The organism is Rhodococcus sp. 06-470-2 (assembly GCF_002258235.1).
In the GTDB taxonomy this organism is placed as follows: domain Bacteria; phylum Actinomycetota; class Actinomycetes; order Mycobacteriales; family Mycobacteriaceae; genus Rhodococcoides.
In genome coordinates this window covers 284272-298938 of record NZ_NOYB01000016.1, presented here as the reverse complement: position 1 = coordinate 298938, position 14667 = coordinate 284272, and the positions used below count along the sequence as shown (strand labels likewise).

General features: G+C 66.4%; 13 protein-coding genes and 1 pseudogene. 8 read left to right on the top strand and 6 right to left on the bottom strand.

The window, feature by feature from the left end; all coding sequences use genetic code 11:
- Positions 1–5 precede the first annotated feature (5 nt).
- Positions 6–671, bottom strand: a complete 666-nt coding sequence (locus tag CH276_RS10475) for an SDR family NAD(P)-dependent oxidoreductase (protein ID WP_032396861.1) — start codon at positions 669–671, stop codon at positions 6–8.
- Complete coding sequence (locus CH276_RS10470) at positions 668–1369, bottom strand: TetR/AcrR family transcriptional regulator (RefSeq protein WP_094629105.1); 702 nt, start codon at positions 1367–1369, stop codon at positions 668–670. Before CH276_RS10470 ends, CH276_RS10475 begins: the two co-directional genes overlap by 4 nt.
- Positions 1370–1556: 187 nt before the next feature.
- Here CH276_RS10470 and CH276_RS10465 point away from each other — a divergent pair, with 187 nt between their 5' ends.
- Genes CH276_RS10465 through atzF form a run of 5 tightly spaced genes read left to right on the top strand, consistent with a single transcriptional unit; the run spans position 1557 to position 8284 of the window.
- The gene (locus CH276_RS10465) at positions 1557–3104 is read left to right on the top strand and encodes an amino acid permease (protein WP_045197596.1); all 1548 of its coding nucleotides are present in this window, start codon (positions 1557–1559) and stop codon (positions 3102–3104) included.
- A 6-nt stretch (positions 3105–3110) separates the two neighbouring features.
- The gene (locus CH276_RS10460; protein WP_094629104.1) at positions 3111–3899 is read left to right on the top strand and encodes an urea amidolyase associated protein UAAP1; all 789 of its coding nucleotides are present in this window, start codon (positions 3111–3113) and stop codon (positions 3897–3899) included.
- A complete protein-coding gene (locus CH276_RS10455; protein WP_032396865.1) occupies positions 3881–4525 on the top strand; it encodes an urea amidolyase associated protein UAAP2 in 645 nt (214 codons plus the stop codon). The genes CH276_RS10460 and CH276_RS10455 overlap by 19 nt, the downstream gene beginning before the upstream one ends.
- Positions 4522–6534 (top strand): 5-oxoprolinase/urea amidolyase family protein, encoded by a 2013-nt coding sequence (locus tag CH276_RS10450; protein WP_094629103.1) that lies wholly within the window; start codon positions 4522–4524, stop codon positions 6532–6534. The genes CH276_RS10455 and CH276_RS10450 overlap by 4 nt, the downstream gene beginning before the upstream one ends.
- Complete coding sequence (atzF, locus tag CH276_RS10445) at positions 6524–8284, top strand: allophanate hydrolase (RefSeq protein ID WP_094629102.1); 1761 nt, start codon at positions 6524–6526, stop codon at positions 8282–8284. Before CH276_RS10450 ends, atzF begins: the two co-directional genes overlap by 11 nt.
- On the opposite strand, the gene CH276_RS10440 is transcribed toward atzF, so the two are convergent.
- On the bottom strand, positions 8209–8850 hold the full coding sequence (locus tag CH276_RS10440; protein WP_094629101.1) for a LysE family translocator: 642 nt from the start codon (positions 8848–8850) through the stop codon (positions 8209–8211). The two genes, atzF and CH276_RS10440, sit on opposite strands and share 76 nt — an antisense overlap.
- A gap of 60 nt (positions 8851–8910) precedes the next feature.
- Positions 8911–9822 carry an SGNH/GDSL hydrolase family protein gene (locus tag CH276_RS10435; RefSeq protein WP_176459195.1) on the bottom strand — a complete coding sequence of 304 codons (912 nt, stop codon included), beginning with the start codon at positions 9820–9822 and terminating at the stop codon, positions 8911–8913.
- A 253-nt stretch (positions 9823–10075) separates the two neighbouring features.
- Between CH276_RS10435 and CH276_RS28445 the strand changes: the two genes are divergently transcribed.
- Positions 10076–10243, top strand: coding sequence for a hypothetical protein (locus tag CH276_RS28445; RefSeq protein WP_176459194.1), 168 nt, complete (start codon positions 10076–10078; stop codon positions 10241–10243).
- Here the strand turns inward: CH276_RS28445 and CH276_RS10430 are convergent.
- Positions 10240–10482 (bottom strand): hypothetical protein, encoded by a 243-nt coding sequence (locus CH276_RS10430; RefSeq protein ID WP_052049922.1) that lies wholly within the window; start codon positions 10480–10482, stop codon positions 10240–10242. The two genes, CH276_RS28445 and CH276_RS10430, sit on opposite strands and share 4 nt — an antisense overlap.
- Before the next feature lie 237 nt (positions 10483–10719).
- On the opposite strand from CH276_RS10430, the gene CH276_RS10425 reads away from it, so the two are divergent.
- The gene (locus CH276_RS10425; RefSeq protein WP_094629099.1) at positions 10720–11694 is read left to right on the top strand and encodes an NAD(P)/FAD-dependent oxidoreductase; all 975 of its coding nucleotides are present in this window, start codon (positions 10720–10722) and stop codon (positions 11692–11694) included.
- Here the strand turns inward: CH276_RS10425 and CH276_RS10420 are convergent.
- Positions 11691–12306 (bottom strand): annotated as a pseudogene (locus CH276_RS10420) (Clp protease N-terminal domain-containing protein); the annotation flags it as partial. The gene CH276_RS10425 and the pseudogene CH276_RS10420 sit on opposite strands and share 4 nt — an antisense overlap.
- A gap of 126 nt (positions 12307–12432) precedes the next feature.
- Between CH276_RS10420 and CH276_RS10415 the strand changes: the two are divergent.
- Positions 12433–14664, top strand: coding sequence for a putative bifunctional diguanylate cyclase/phosphodiesterase (locus tag CH276_RS10415; RefSeq protein WP_094629098.1), 2232 nt, complete (start codon positions 12433–12435; stop codon positions 14662–14664).
- The last annotated feature ends 3 nt before the right edge of the window (positions 14665–14667 follow it).

Sequence of the window (14667 nt, the reverse complement as noted above, 5' to 3'; positions counted from 1 at the left end):
CAACCCTAATCCGTAGCGATCTGAACCCGGAACTTGTCGCGCCCGGTGTGCAGGCTCCACAGCTGCTCGGCGAGAGCCTCGGGGCTCTTCCTCGGGTCGCTGCCGTCGATGGCACCACCGATGATCAACTGCGACACCTGGATTCCCTCTTCGGCCAGCTCCTCGTTGAGCAGCTGCGCGTAGGCTGCCTGGCCGGCGAACGCGATGGACGTGCCGGTGACGGTGCGACCCGGCTTGACTGCGGAGCCGCCGTTGACGAACAGGATCGTGCCCTTGTTCTCGCCGAGAAACCGCATGCCCGGGAGCACCTGGTGGACGGCGGCGATCGGTCCGTAGATCGAGAACTCGACCGGGCCGACCATGTCGGCCGGGGTGGTCTCGAGCACCGGCCGCATGAAGTCCTTCTGCGGAAGGGGGCTGTACTGCAGCACCTCGATGGGCCCGAGCGTTTCGGTGACCTGCTCGAGCGCTGCGGCGATCGAGGCCGGGTCACGCACGTCGGCGACGAAGCCCTTCGCGGAGATACCGTCGGCGGCGAGCTGATCGGCCAGAGCGTCGACACGGGCCTGGTTTCGGGAGATGAGGCCGACCGAGAAACCCTGCGCGCCGAACTTGCGCGCCACCGCTGCTCCGAGACCTGCACCTGCTCCGACAATTGCTATGGAAGTCATGACCTGTGCAAGGCGAGTCCATCCTCGACTATTCCGACGACCGACTCGAGCAGGGCCTCTGCGCTCTCGTGCAGCGCCGTGACATCGCCGGTCCAGCCGAGCACACGCAGTGCGGCTGCGGCGATACCGGCGGCATCGGCTGTCGGGTCGCTCCGGCCGTTCTCACGATCGGCCCGCGCGTTCACCACGGTCTCCACCAGTCGAAACGGCAGGTCCTCCGTCCCCGGACGGCGTTGAGAGCCCAGTTGGTCCAGCGTGTCCGACGCGATGGCCGCATACAGGCCCATGAGCAAGTATCGATGGTCGCGGAAAGTCTCGAAGCGTTCGCTGCGCAGCTCGGGCAGCAGATAGAGCGCGCCGAGATTCCAGGTGGACGCACCGAGTTGGCCGGAGTCGAAGTAGGCGAGTGCGTACATCTGGGTCGCGGGCTCGGCCTGTGAGTCTCGGATGCGCTGCGCGACGGCCAGCGGTGCGTCGACCGTTCCGCTGAGCAGTGCGTCGAGGATGTCGTCCTTGGTCGCGAAGTGGTGGTAGAGCGAGGCCTGACGTAATCCGACGGCCTCGGCGATGACGCGAGTCGAGGTGTTGGTGAAGCCGCGAGTGGTGAACAGTTCGGCCGCGGCGTCGAGTATCTCCTCGCGAGCGGTGTCGCCGGGCCGCTTCTTCGTACTCAGCCTTGGCCTGCCTGCTCCGGTCATGACTGCATCTTGTCAGGTCGATATGACGGTGAGATTTCTGTCATCTGATCGACATAGACGAAACGAGCTTGTTGCACGACGGACACGATCCGGGAACGACCGTGCCGAAAACTATCAACTGACAGAAAACCCGCCTCGGCGATGCAGCGGGGTCACTCATCCACCCACCTCGCCCGTAGGAGATCACATGAGCTCGACCACACTGCCCGCGTCGGGTCAGGGGTCCGAATCACCCGCCACCTCGGATCATTCGGACCTGGCCGCCCTGGGCTACGACCAGCAGCTCCATCGCAGCCTAGGCAAGTACGCGTCCTTCGCGGCCGGCTTCTCGTTCGTCTCGATTCTGACCACCATCTTCCAGCTCTTCGGCCTCGGCTTCAGCTTCGGCGGCCCCGCCTTCTTCCTCACCTGGCCGCTGGTGTTCCTCGGCCAGTTCATGGTGGCCCTGAACTTCGCCGAACTCGCTGCCCGCTATCCCATCTCGGGCGCGATCTACCACTGGTCGCGGCGCATGGGTGGTGAGCTGGTCGGGTGGTTCGCGGGTTGGTTCATGATCATCGCGCAGATCGTCACCGCCTCGGCCGCCGCCATCGCCCTGCAGGTGGTACTTCCCAGCATCTGGGGCGGATTCCAGCTGATCGGCGAGGACACCGCACTCACCTCACCGAGCGGTGCCGCCAATGCCGTTGTGCTCGGCTCGATTCTGCTGGTGCTCACCACCACCATCAACTGCATCGGCGTGAACTGGATGTCGCGGATCAACAGCATCGGCGTCACCTGTGAGATCGTCGGAGTCATCGCCCTGGTCCTGGTGTTCTTCACCCACGCCGAACGTGGACCACAGGTGGTGTTCGATACCGGAAGTGCCGGGGCCGATCCCGGCTACATCGGGGCTTGGATCGTCTCGGGCCTGATGGCCGCCTATGTCATGGTCGGCTTCGGCTCGGCAGGCGAACTGGCCGAGGAGACCCGCAATCCCCGACGCGTCGCGCCCCGCACCATCCGCCTTGCACTGTCCGCCTCGGCACTGGGCGGTGGCCTGATGATCGTCGGCGCCCTGATGGCCGCACCGAGCCTGACCGACGGTCAGCTTGCGACACAGGGGCTTCCGTACGTCATCGACTCGATCCTCACCTCACCGTGGGGCAAGGTCCTGCTGATCGACGTCGCCATCGCCGTGTTCATCTGCACCCTCGCCATCCAGACCGCGGCATCGCGGCTGATGTTCTCCATGGCCCGGGACGGACGACTGCCCGCATCGGCAGCGCTGGCGAAGGTCAACTCGCGCACCGGAACTCCCATCGCACCGTCGGTTCTGATCGGCGTGGCCTGCGTGGCGATCCTGGCCGTCAACGTCGGCAACTCCGCGATCTTCACCACGCTGTCCAGCGTCTGCATCGTGTTGATCTACCTCGCCTACATGATGGTGACCGTCCCGTTGCTGATCCAGCGGCTCAAGGGATGGCCGCACGGCGGAGTGCAGAAGGACAGCGACGGCGAGAAGCTCTTCACGCTCGGCCGCCTCGGCCTGCCCGTCAACATCGCAGCGGTCCTCTACGGCGGACTGATGGTGATCAACCTGTCGTGGCCCCGCGCCGAGATCTTCGACCCCACCGGCGAATTCCCCATCCTGCGATGGGCCGCACCACTGACCGTCCTTGCCGTGATCGTCGTGGGCATCGCCTGCCTGCCCCGCGGCAAGGCCCACCCCAAGCCCGTCACGATCGGAGCCTGAATCACCATGAGCACGGCAACCGCAACCACCCACTCGGCCAAGGAACACGCACGCTCCCAGGCCACCGTCGCGCCTGCACCCACTGCGCCGGAGGGCATCTCGGAACTCACCTGGGCCGAGTCGGTCCCCGGCGGCAGCTACACCACCAAGGTCCTCGCTCGCGGAACCCGGCTGCGCCTCGTCGACGTGAACGGTGACGCCTGCGCCAATCTGCTGCTGTACCGCGCCGACGCACCTTGGGAACGGCTCAACACCGCCGACACCGTCAAGGTGCCGTGGCAGGCGTATCTGAGCTCGGGTCATCCCCTGCTCTCGGACCAGGGCCGCGTTCTGGCCACCGTCGTCGGCGACACCTCCGGCCGCCACGACGCACTGTGCGGCACCACCTCGACCGCTACCAACGTCGCCAAATACGGAGACAGCGGACCACATTCGTCGGCTCCGGCCGGTCGAGAACTGTTCACCCTCGCCGCGGCCAAGCACGGACTCGAACCCCGGGACGTCGCGCCGTCCCTGTCGTTCTTCCACGGCGTCACCGTCGCCGCCGACGGCGCTCTGGTCAGCACCGGATCCGAAGGAGCGGGCAAGTCGGTGGATCTGCTGATCCACCTGCCGGTGATCGTGTTGCTCGCCAACACCGCTCACCCACTCGACCCGAGGTCCGAATTCCCCACCACCGCCCTCGACGTGTTGGCCTGGCGGGCACCGGAGGAGCTGCTCACGCTCGACAACACCGAACCCGAATATCAACGCGCAGTGCAGAACACCGAGGACGCATGGAAGGCAGCACAGTGACCACCAGTGCAGTGATCGTGAAAGACGAGATCGCCCCCGCTTTCGGTCCGTGGTCCGCCGTGGTCGAAGCCGGTGACATCCTGACGATCGTCGACCTGTACGGCAATCAAGCCGTCGACACTCTGCTGTATGGCGCGCACGATCGTTCCATCCGATACTCCGCCGCCGCGACGGTCTCCGCGCAACAGAACCTGTTCCTCACCACCGGTTCCGTTCTGCGCAGCGATGACTCGACGCCGCTGATGACGATCGTGGACGACGAGGTCGGCAACCACGACACCGTCGGCGGTGCCTGCTCCAAGGAGTCGAACACCCTGCGCTACGGCCACCACACTCAGCACCAGCACGCCTGCGTCGAGAACTTCCTGATCGAGGGATCCAAGTGGGGCCTCGGCAAGCGAGATCTGGCACCCAACATCAATTTCTTCATGAACGTGCCCGTCGACGCCGACGGGACCCTCGGCATCGTCGACGGTCTCTCGGCTCCCGGGAAGAAACTCTCACTGCGTGCCGAGATCGACACCCTCGTGCTCGTCTCCAATTGCCCACAGATCAACAACCCCTGCAACGGATTCGACCCCACTGCGGTCCGGATGATCGTGACGCGAGAGTCGGCGGGGGCATGAACGCGACCAAGATGACAGTCCACCGGCCGGGAATGCTCACCACGGTGCAGGACTGGCCGGGCCGCATCGGGTACTGGAAGGTGGGCGTACCGCCATCGGGACCGATGGACGACCTGTCGTTCCGGCTCGGCAACGTCGCCCTGGGCAACCCCGAGGGCACTCCGGGACTCGAATCCACCATGGCCGGGCCGGCATTGACGTTCGATGCCGACACCTACGTCTGCGTCACCGGTGCCGCGGTACCGGTGCGCATCGACGGCCGCGCGGCCCCGCAGTGGAAGCCGGTCCTGGTACCCGCCGGTGCCACCCTCGATGTCGGCACCACCACCGGTGCGGGTCTGCGGGTCTACGTGCTCGTCCAGGGCGGCTTCGATGTCGACGACTACCTCGGCAGTGCAGCGACGTTCACACTCGGCAAGTTCGGCGGACATCGCGGCGGCGTGCTCGGCGAGGGCGACGTCATCGCACTGGCCGGCCGCTCCGACAACTCCGCCGTCCTCGGTCCGATTCCCATGGAACACCTGCCGGTGCTGCCGTCGAGCTGGGACATCGCCGTCACCGAGGGCCCACACGGCGCACCGGAGTTCTTCACCCGCGAGGACATCGACACCCTCTACGCCACCCGCTACGAGGTGCACTTCAACTCCGATCGCACCGGAGTCCGACTGATCGGACCGAGGCCGCAGTGGGCTCGGCCCGACGGCGGCGAGGCCGGACTGCACCCGTCGAACATCCACGACAACGCCTACAGCGTCGGGGCGTTGGACTTCACCGGCGATACCCCGATCCTGCTCGGACCCGACGGTCCGAGCCTGGGCGGCTTCGTCTGCCCCGTCACCGTCGTGGCCGCCGAACGCTGGAAGCTCGGTCAACTGAGGCCGGGCGACACCATCCGATTCGTGCCCGTGAAGGCCGCGTCCACGGCGCCGCTGGGTTCACTCGGTCTCGCTCGCCGCGCGTCTCTGCCCGCGGTGTTCTCCGCAGGCGGCGACGGCGACGACGGAGTGATCGCTCGACGCGACGCCGATACGTGCGTCACCTACCGTCGCTCGGGCGACGACAACGTGCTCGTGGAGTACGGCGACATGAAACTCGATCTGGCCCTGCGCGCCCGGGTGCACGCCCTCCATCAGCGCGTCGAGGCCCTCGCGCCCCGTGGCCTGGTGGACCTGACTCCCGGGATCCGCTCGTTGCAGGTGAAGGTGAATCCCGATGTACTGTCCATCGATTCGTTGATGGGTCTGCTGTCCGAGGTCGAGGACGAACTACCCGCGGCCTCGGAGCTCGTGGTCCCCAGCCGCCAGGTTCGGCTGCCGCTCTCGTGGGACGACCCCTCGACCCGCGAGGCCATCCAGCGCTACATGCACGGTGTGCGCGCCGACGCCCCGTGGTGCCCCTGGAACATCGAGTTCATCCGGCGGATGAACGGACTCGATTCGGTGGCAGAGGTGTTCGACACCGTCTTCGCCGCCGACTACATGGTCCTCGGTCTCGGTGACGTGTACCTGGGCGCACCGGTGGCGACACCGTTGGATCCGCGGCACCGACTGGTGACGACCAAGTACAACCCGGCGCGCACGTGGACGCCGGAGAACGCCGTCGGTATCGGCGGAGCGTACCTGTGCATCTACGGCATGGAAGGTCCCGGCGGCTACCAGTTCGTCGGACGAACCACGCAGGTGTGGAACCACAGTGCCGCCTACAGCGGCGGACCGTTCGAGGAAGGCACCCCGTGGCTGCTCCGGTTCTTCGACCGAATCTCCTGGTACCCGGTCGAACCCGAGGAACTGATGGACCTGCGCGCAGATCTGGCAGCCGGCCGCGGCGGCGGAGTGCAGATCACCGACGGTGAGTTCTCCCTCGCCGAGCACGAGAACTTCCTGGACACCAACGCGGACTCCATCGCCGATTTCCGCGCGACGCAGGCCGTCGCCTTCGGTGCCGAACGCGACGCATGGTCGGCAGCAGGCGAATTCGATACGACGAAGGGCAGGACCGATGCAGCCTGAGGTACGAGAACGAGTTCTGCAGGCATACAAGCGAATTGCCGAGTTCGATCGGCCGGAGGTGTGGATCACCCTGCGTGACGAGGACGACGTGCTGGCCGAGGCCGTCGCCCTCGACGAGGCGGTCGCGGCCGGTGCGGATCTACCGCTCGCCGGAGTACTCGTCGCAGTCAAGGACAACATCGACGTCGCCGGCCTGCCCACCACCGCAGCATGCCCCGAATTCGCCTACACACCCGGCATTTCCGCCGTCGCCGTCGAGCGACTGACGAGCCAGGGCGCACTGGTGCTCGGCAAGACCAACCTGGACCAGTTCGCCACCGGACTGGTCGGCACCCGCAGCCCCTACGGCGCGGTCCGCTGCGCCTGGGATCCGACACTGATCTCGGGAGGCTCGAGCTCCGGTTCCGCCGTCGCGGTGGCACTGGGCATCGCGGACATCGGAATCGGCACCGACACAGCCGGATCGGGTCGAGTGCCCGCAGCCTTCCACGGCCTGGTGGGCATCAAGAGCTCACTGGGTATCGTGCCGAACACCGGCGTCGTGCCCGCCTGCGCCGACTACGACTGCGTCACAGTTCTCGCGCGCGATCTGGACAGTGCCACTGCGGCGATGAAAGTCATGACCGGGCCCACCGCCACCGATCCACGCAGCCGGGCCTGGCCTTCCGACGTGCGGCTCGCCGCGTCCCCGCAGCCCCGCGTCGCCGTCCCACGAGGTGAGGATCTGACATCGCTGAGTCCGGCGTACCGTCGGGCATTCGAGGAGACGGTGGCCGGCCTGGCCGAGAAAGGTATTGCCCACGCCGAGGTCGACATCTCGACGCTGCTGGACGCGGCAACACTGCTGTACGACGGAGCGATTGTGGCCCAGCGGTATTCGGCCGTCGGAGAGTTCCTCGACACCGCGCCTGCCGGCGCCGATCCCACGGTGTCCGCGATCGTTCGCTCGGCGGCAACGCCGTCCGCACACCGGTACGTCGACGATCTCGCCGCTCTCGCCGGAGCCGAGACCGCGGCCCGCGCACTCCTGAACGGGTTCGACGGCCTGCTGTTGCCCACCACCACCGAGCATCCGAGCATCGCTGCGGTGCAATCGGATCCGGTCGGCATCAACCGACGCCTCGGTACGTTCACCAACTTCTGCAATCTGCTCGACATGGCCGCGGTGGCCGTTCCCGGAGCCTCGACGCACGACGGCAACCCGTTCGGCGTCATGGTCGTGGTGCCGGCATTCGAGGATCAGATCGCGATCGACCTCGCTGCACAGCTGAGCGGCGTCGCGTCACCCTCGCTGATCGACGACGGTATCGAGGTGTTGGCCGTCGGAGCGCACCTGCGCGGCTTTCCCGTGCACCACCAGCTGACCGATCGCGGTGCACGCTTCATCGGCGAGGTGACGACCACGGCGGACTACCGACTCGTGGATCTGCACACCACCCCGCCCAAGCCCGGTCTCGTACGGCGTGCGGGCCACGGCGCTCCCATCTCGGGAGAGTTGTATCGCATGTCCGCCGCCGCCCTCGGAACGTTCCTCGCGGGATTGCCCGCGCCGATGGGTCTGGGTCCGGTCGAGTTGTCCGACGGTCGCTGGGTCACCGGATTCTGCTGCGCGCACGACGCAGCCGAGAACGGCACCGACATCACCGAATTCGGCGGCTGGCGCGCATACAGGGCTCAAGCCGGGACCGGTCTGCCTCCGTCGGTCGCCACGCGCACGGCGAGCAGTCCGAGTACCGTGCCCATGACGTAGCGCTGGACCCTCAGCCACGTGGGGCGAACGGCCAGGAACTGAGCGATCGATCCGGCCAGCACCACGATCGCCAGATTGACCGCGACTGCCACGGCGATCTGTACGCCACCGAGCGTGAATCCCTGCAGCAGAAGGTGTCCGGCCGCGGGATCGACGAACTGCGGGATGACCGAGATGTACATGATCGCGATCTTCGGGTTCAGCAGGTTGGTCACCAACCCCATCGTGAACAGCCGACGGGTCGAATCCTGTTGCAGCTCGGTCGGTTCGAAGGCCGACACCGAACCGCGCAGCGCCTGCACAGCCAACCAGGCGAGGTAGGCGGCACCGGCGAGCTTGACCGCGGTGTACAACGTAGGCACGGCCGAGAAGACCGCTGCCAAGCCGAGATTGGTGGCGGTGAGATAGACCAGGAAACCGAGCGCGACGCCGGCCAACGACACCAGTCCCGCCCGCTTCCCTTGCGAGATGCTCCGCGAGACGAGGTAGATCATGTTGGGCCCCGGGGTCAGAACCAACGCGAGAGCCACGGCGAACACTCCGAGAACAGCAGAAATCGAGACCATGCGGACAACTCTTCACGCCGACGTACCGACCGAGAAGAGCCAGTTACGGTGTCGTGGTCTCTATCCGGCACGCACGAGGGTGGCCACCCTGTCGGCGATCGCTGCCATCCCGGCTGCCGTCGGGTGCAACGGGGCCGCGGGATTCTGCGGGACGACCCCCTCGAAGTACCGCTGATCGGGGGCCACGCACACATCGTGGCCGACACTCAGCGCCTCGGTGTCGACGAACTCGGCACCGTGCTCTTCGGCCTGGGTCCGCAGGGCCTCGTTCATCGCGGTGATGCTGCCCTGGATGTAATCGGCGTCCTCGGGGAGCATCGGTTGGGTGGGGAAGCAGCCGCCGTCCGGCAGGTAGGTGCCGTAGCCGACCACGAGAATCCGCGCATCGGGCGCACGCTCGGCCACCGCGTCGAGCATCGCACCCCAGCTCGGTGCGCTGTCGGCGATCGCCGCGGCCACGGTGTCGACGCCGCCTGCGGTGAGGCGGTCCCTGCAGACGTTGGTGGCCGAGGTGTCCGCGAACGTCAGGCACTGCACGGCCGTCGAGACCAGCCCGATGTCGTTGCCGCCGATCGTGACCGTCACCAGATCGGTGTCCGGGCTCAGTGCATCGAGTTGCACCGGTACCTCACCGCTGGACGTGCCCTGCGGAGTGGAGACGATGTTCTCGGTGACGGCACCCGAGCAGGTGACGTCGTCGAAGGAGCCCACGGCCAATTCCTCGGCGAGCACGTGCGGATAGTTGGCGTCGGACTGCTGACAACCCGGTGCGCCGACCTGGTCGGGGATCCGTGGGCCGGACGCGGCCGAATCACCCAACGCGACGTAGTTCACCGGCACCGCCGCATCGAACGACCCAGCGGATGCTTCCGACGATCCAGCGGGCGCTTGCGATACCGGTGAATTCGAGGAGCAGCCCGCCAGTACGCAGGCCGACACAGCAAGACCGACGATAGTTCCCTGGCTCCTCACAGCTTCGACGCTACAGCTGCCGGTAATCTCGACCGGGTTGTCCGGGACATACAGTCCATCGCATCGAACAGAGGAATTACATGATCACCGCGTTCATCAACCAGATCCTCAGCGGCTTCGGCTCCATTTCCGCTGGTAGCAGCGGCTTCGAGCTGGCACCGGGAACGCTGCCCTTCGGGCTGTAGAGACCACCGGAACGCTCGCCCGCGCGGGGCCGACGATTGTTTCGGTGCCGCGCGGGTACCCCCGCATCATGACTACCCAGAACGACGACCAGAAGAACGCCGACACTGCCCCCGAGGCAAAACCGGATGTGACGTCCGATCCGGCCGCAGCGGCCGAGGACAACGATTGGTCGAGCGAAGGCGGAGCCGTCGAAACCGGTCCCGCGACCGACGACGAGCGAACCGCCGGCAACTAGCCGATCAGACGGCGGGGAGCGGCCCGCAGCGTGCGAACGTCGCCGTCGGCAACGATGTGTTCCACCGTCTCGCCTCGGGTGCGCATCGACTCGTCGACGGCGAAGTTCACGCGAGCATCGCCGAGCCAATCGACGCCGACGACGATTCCCACCGTTCCCTTCGGGATTCCGCTGCGCCACCGCACGTGGCCCAGATTGCGGACCGTGATCACGGTCTCCCCGATCTCGAAGTGCCCCATACGCCCCCCCGGCTCGATTCTTGCCGACCAGTAGACCTCGAGCGAACCCCCTGTTCAAGCGGTGCATCCGCGCTTACATCGACCTCTCACAGCCTCGACGCCAGTCGGCACGATCACAATTCGGCGATGTACCGATTTCGGGCGATCTTTCACGCCGAGCGGTATTTTTCGCTTTCACCATTTGCTGCTACGGCAATATTTCTTGCCAACCGACAGCCTCTGTCGGACACTGTCCACATGACTACAGACACCGATCGACACACTCCGGTCGACGCGATCATCATCGGCGGCGGAGTCGCCGGACTCAGCGCCGCCGTGACTCTCGGCCGTTCCCGACGCTCCGTTGCCATCGTCGACGCGGGCGATCCCCGCAACGCTCCGGCAGCGCATTCCCACAACTACCTCACCCGCGACGGGGAGTCGCCTCTCGAGCTGGTTCGACTCGGCCGAGACGAGGCGCGGCACTACGGCGCGCGCATCGTCGAGGGCATCGCGACGTCCGCGAATCGCACCGACACCGGGTTCGAGGTGAGTCTCGCCGACGGTTCCGTCGTCCGCGGCGGCCGCCTCCTGGTCACCACCGGTCTCACCGATGTCCTGCCCGACATACCCGGCCTGGCCGGTCGCTGGGGGCGCGACGTGTTGCACTGCCCGTACTGCCATGGCTGGGAGGTACGCGATCGCAGGATCGGCATCATCGGCAGCGCCATGGTCGGGCACCAGGCCCAGATGTGGCGTCAGCTCACCGAGCACGTCACCGTGTTCGCGCACACGGCAACGGAATTGGCGCAGGCAGATCTCGAGCGACTTGCCGCCCGTGGCATCGAGGTGGTCGACGAGGAGATCGCTCGGGTCGATGTCGACAACGACGCCATCGTCGGAGTGACCCTCGCGAGCGGCACGCAGATCCGGCTGGACGCGCTGGTCGTGGGCCCCAACTTCACCTCCCGCGCAGACATCCTGGTGTCGCTCGGGATCGGCACGACCGAGATGGTCATGAACGACCACGTCCTCGGCACGTACGTCGAGGCCGATCCTGTCGGTGCCACATCGGTGCCCGGGGTGTGGGTTGCAGGCAACGTGGCCGCGCCGATGGACACCGTGGTGGCGGCGTCCGCGGCCGGAGTCAAGGCAGGTGCCGCGATCAACGGTGACCTGATCGAGGAAGAGGTCCGCATGGCCGTCGAACGAGCGAAGGCCATCGCTTCCTAGCTACCGAGGGCCGCCGCCAGGCCCTCCTCGATCGCCGGCTTGCGAACTCCGAGCTCGGCGAGGGTGGCGTCCTCGTTCTCCAGCAGTGCCAGCAGAATGTGCTCGGTACCGATGTAGTTGTGCCCCAACCGAAGCGCCTCGCGGAAGGTCAGCTCCAGAGCCTTCTTCGATCCCGCGTCGAACGGGATGAGGGCGGGCAGCGGATCCGCCGGTTCCGGTAGCGTGGCAGCCACGGCCGTGCGGATCCGTTCGGGCGTGAGGCCCTGAGCGCCCAGCAGTTTCACGGCCACTGCCTCGGGTTCACCGAGCAGGCCGAGAATCAGGTGCCCGGTCGTGATTCGGTCGTTCGCTGCGGCCCGCGCCTCGTTCTGCGCGCCGACGACCACGTTGCGAGCCCTCGGGGTGAAGCGCGAGAAACCCTGATCGGCATCGATATCGGCGGGATCGTCGCCCCCCCTTGGCGACGAAGCGCTTCTGCACCGCCTGCTTGCCGACCCCCATGAACGCACCGATGGCAGTCCAGGACGCCCCGGAGCGACGCGCTCGGTCGACGAAATGTCCGATCAGGTGATCGGCAACCTCACCGAGGGCCGGTGAAAGCACAACATCTGTTGAAGTTCTTCGCCCGCCAGGTCCGACTTTGTACCCGAACACGCTGCGCAAAGACGTATATTCACCGATGAAGGTGCCGCGAACAGCCATGCGAACGCCACGCGCGAGAAGGAAGTAGGTCCTTCGATGAACACGAAGGTCGCTGCGCCCTTCGCCATGCACACCAAACGGATCGCCGGACTGGTGGCAGTGGTCGTCGTCGCGAGCACCGTCTTCGTTCTCGGCGACGCCGGAGTGCGGGCCGGTGTCCTCGCGACCGTCGCCGTCGGTTCGGTACTGGCCATCAGCGCCGCGATCCGTCGATACCGTCCCGACGACTCGCGCTGTTGGTGGGCACTGTTCGGCGCCTCGGTGCTGTTCATGTTCGGGGTCTCGCTGCGCAGCGATCCCACCGCACTGAGTCATTCGTTCCCGCTGCTGCCGGATCTGTTCACACTGACCGGGTACGCACTCGTCGGGTACGCACTCTCGCGGTGGATCCGAGATCGTCAGTCGATCGACGACATCACTCCGCTCGTCGACGCCGGCCTGATCTTTCTCGGCACTGTGTTCCTGTCGTGGTTGCTGTTCATCTCCCCGGCCCTCGAATCTCCTCGTTCCTCGGCATCGACGGTGGTCAACGGGTTGTATCCGGCGATCGACGCAGCGCTGATCACCTTGACCACCTACCTGCTGTTCTCGTCCAAGCCCCGTACCGTTGCGCTGCAGTGGGCCCTGATCGCACTCGTCGCGACACTGGTCGGCGACGTCTCGTACGCCTTCGCGGCCACCACCGACGACGCACCGTCCTCGGGATTGCTCGACGGCATCTACCTCTTCGCGTATCTCTCCCTGGCGATGGCCGCCCTCGATCCGTCGATGCGCACCGTCTCGCAGCGGCAGACTCCTGCACCGGCGCACAGCAGCCGCCGCGTCGTGTTCGTGGTGACGCTGCTGGTCGTCTGCGCCACGGTGCCGCTGCTGGGCTCGGCAGTGTCCACCGGAGATCTGATCGTCCGGTCCCTGTTGCTCGCATCGATCCTGGTGGGCGCATTCCTACGCGGCGAGCGTGCGCTGACCCGAGTGCAGGTCGGCGAGGAGCACGCGAAGTACCTGGCCGCTCACGACCTGTTGACCGGCCTACCGAACCGCACGATGCTCGACGAGGAGTTCACCCGGCTCGAGCGGACCCAGACTCCGGGACGCACGTGCGTCCTGTTCGTCGACCTCGACAACTTCAAGATGGTCAACGACTCGTACGGCCACCGCGTCGGCGACGAACTCATCGTCGCCGCAGCGGGACGCATCCGCGCCGCAGTCGGTGCCACCGACACCGTGGTCAGGTACGCCGGTGACGAGTTCGTCGTGCTGACCCGCCGCGATCGCGGTGGAGCGGAAGCGTTGGCCCGACGCATCATCGATCGGACGAACGAGCCGTTCCCCCTGAGCGCCGCGACGGCATACGTCACGGCCTCGGTGGGAATCGCAGACGCGGACCGATTGCACGACGCCATCCGCGAGGCCGACACCGCGATGTATCACGCCAAATCGCTCGGTGCGGCGCGGTACGCGTTCTTCGACGAGTCGCTGCGTGCGCGAGCGACGTCCGCGATCGAGACCGCCACCGCATTGCGCGGCGCGATCAGACGCGGCGAGCTCGAGGTGTACTACCAGCCGATCATCGAGACCACCTCGCGTACCACCGTGGTCTACGAGGCACTCGTGCGCTGGAACTGGCAGGGGCGAGTGCGCACCCCCAACGAGTTCATCCCGATCGCCGAATCGACCAATCTCATCAAGGAGATCGGCGAATGGGTGCTGCGCACCTCGATTTCCGATCTGGTGACACTGCGTTCCAACGGGCAGAAAGTCACCATGTCGGTGAACGTGTCCCCGCTGCAGCTTCGAGACGATTCGTTGCCGGTCATCGTCGCCCGACTGCTCGACACGTACGGCCTCCACGGAGCAGATCTGGCCCTCGAGATCACCGAGAGCGTCCTGATCGACGACATGGGCACGGCGAAGAGCGTTCTCGACCGACTCGCCGCGATGGGTGTGCTCATCGTTCTCGACGACTTCGGTATCGGCTACTCCTCGCTGAGCAGGCTGCGCGCGATGCCGATCGCGCTGCTGAAGATCGACAAGTCCTTCGTTCACGAGATCGGCAGTTCGGAATCGGACACTCAGCTGATTCGCGCCATCGTCGCCATGGCGTCGGCGCTGCCGGTGGCCACGGTGGCCGAGGGCGTCGAGACCGAGGAGCAGGCTGCGATCATCGAGGCTCTCGAATGCCGCTTCGCGCAGGGCTTTCTGTTCGGTAGACCTGCACCCGTCGCACACTGGCTTCTCGAATCCGCCGAGACCCGTCCCGGCAGGTGATCC